This is a genomic window from Salipiger sp. HF18 (assembly GCF_011806505.1).
GTDB classification, from domain to species: Bacteria; Pseudomonadota; Alphaproteobacteria; order Rhodobacterales; family Rhodobacteraceae; genus Salipiger; species Salipiger thiooxidans.
Genome location: NZ_JAATOS010000815.1, coordinates 1 through 1,105, shown reverse-complemented (window position 1 = coordinate 1,105; position 1,105 = coordinate 1). Strand labels below are relative to the sequence as shown.

Here is a 1,105-nt window from a genome sequence, read left to right as displayed (position 1 = left end):
GCGCCCGGTGCTCGCCATCATCGAGATCATCTCGTACTTCGTCCGTCCGGTCAGCCACTCCATTCGTCTTGCCGGCAACGTCATGGCAGGCCACGCGGTGATCAAGGTCTTCGCAGGTTTCGCCGGTCTCGCAGTCATCTCGCCGCTGTCGGTGGTCGCCGTCACCGCGATCTACGGGCTCGAGGTCATGGTGGCCTTCGTGCAGGCCTACGTCTTCACGATCCTCACCTGCGTCTACCTCAAGGACGCGCTGCATCCGCATCACTGATGTCCGGTCCGGGCCCAGGCCCGGCCGTTCCCCGCAGAACACCCCTATCGACCACTTCCAGACGTAAGGAGAAATCACCATGGAAGGTCAACTCGCACACATCGGCGCAGGTCTCGCAGGTCTCGGCACGGGTCTCGCCGCTCTCGGTGTGGGCAACGTCGCTGCCAACTTCCTGGCCGGCGCCCTGCGCAACCCCTCGGCTGCCGCGTCGCAGACCGCAACCCTCTTCATCGGCATCGCATTCGCCGAAGCACTGGGCATCTTCTCCTTCCTCGTCGCCCTGCTGCTGATGTTCGCCGTCTAATCGGCGGAACGAAGATCCTTACGCGCGGGCGGCTCCGTTTCTGACGGGCCGCCCGATGTAGAGACACCGTTCCGACGGAGGACGACATGGCGACAGAACCCATTCAGGAAGACTTTGCCGGCATCTGCGTGGATTCCCATGGCTCCGCCATCGGTATGCCGCAGCTTTGCGCCGACTGGATTCCCAACCAGGTCTTCTGGCTTGTCATCACGCTGGTGGTGATTTTCTTCGTGCTGTCGCGCATCGCTCTGCCGCGGATCGCTTCGGTCCTGGCCGAGCGCCAGGGCACCATCACGAACGACATCGCCGCCGCTGAAGAATTCAAGCGTCAGGCCACCGAGGCCGAGAAGGCCTATGACAAGGCGCTGGCCGATGCCCGCGCCGAAGCTCAAGGCATCGCGCAGAAGACGCGCGAAGAGATCAAGGTGCAGCTGGACGAGGCAATCGCCGAGGCCGATCGCGCGATCGTTGCCAAGGCCGCCGAATCCGAGAAGGCGATCGCGGAAATCCGGGCTTCGGCCCTCGAGAACATC

At 63.6% G+C, this 1,105-nt stretch carries 3 protein-coding genes; all 3 read left to right on the top strand.

The features are described 5' to 3' along the window. Nucleotides 1-268: F0F1 ATP synthase subunit A (locus tag HC022_RS27210; protein ID WP_167454452.1), on the top strand; the 268-nt coding region annotated here is incomplete at its 5' end. 79 nt (nt 269-347) lie between these two features. Then, nucleotides 348-572, top strand: a complete 225-nt coding sequence (locus HC022_RS27205) for a F0F1 ATP synthase subunit C (protein ID WP_007796655.1) — start codon at nt 348-350, stop codon at nt 570-572. 86 nt (nt 573-658) lie between these two features. Further along, nucleotides 659-1,105, top strand: a 447-nt coding sequence (locus tag HC022_RS27200) for a F0F1 ATP synthase subunit B' (RefSeq protein ID WP_167454451.1), incomplete at its 3' end; no start/stop codon positions are given.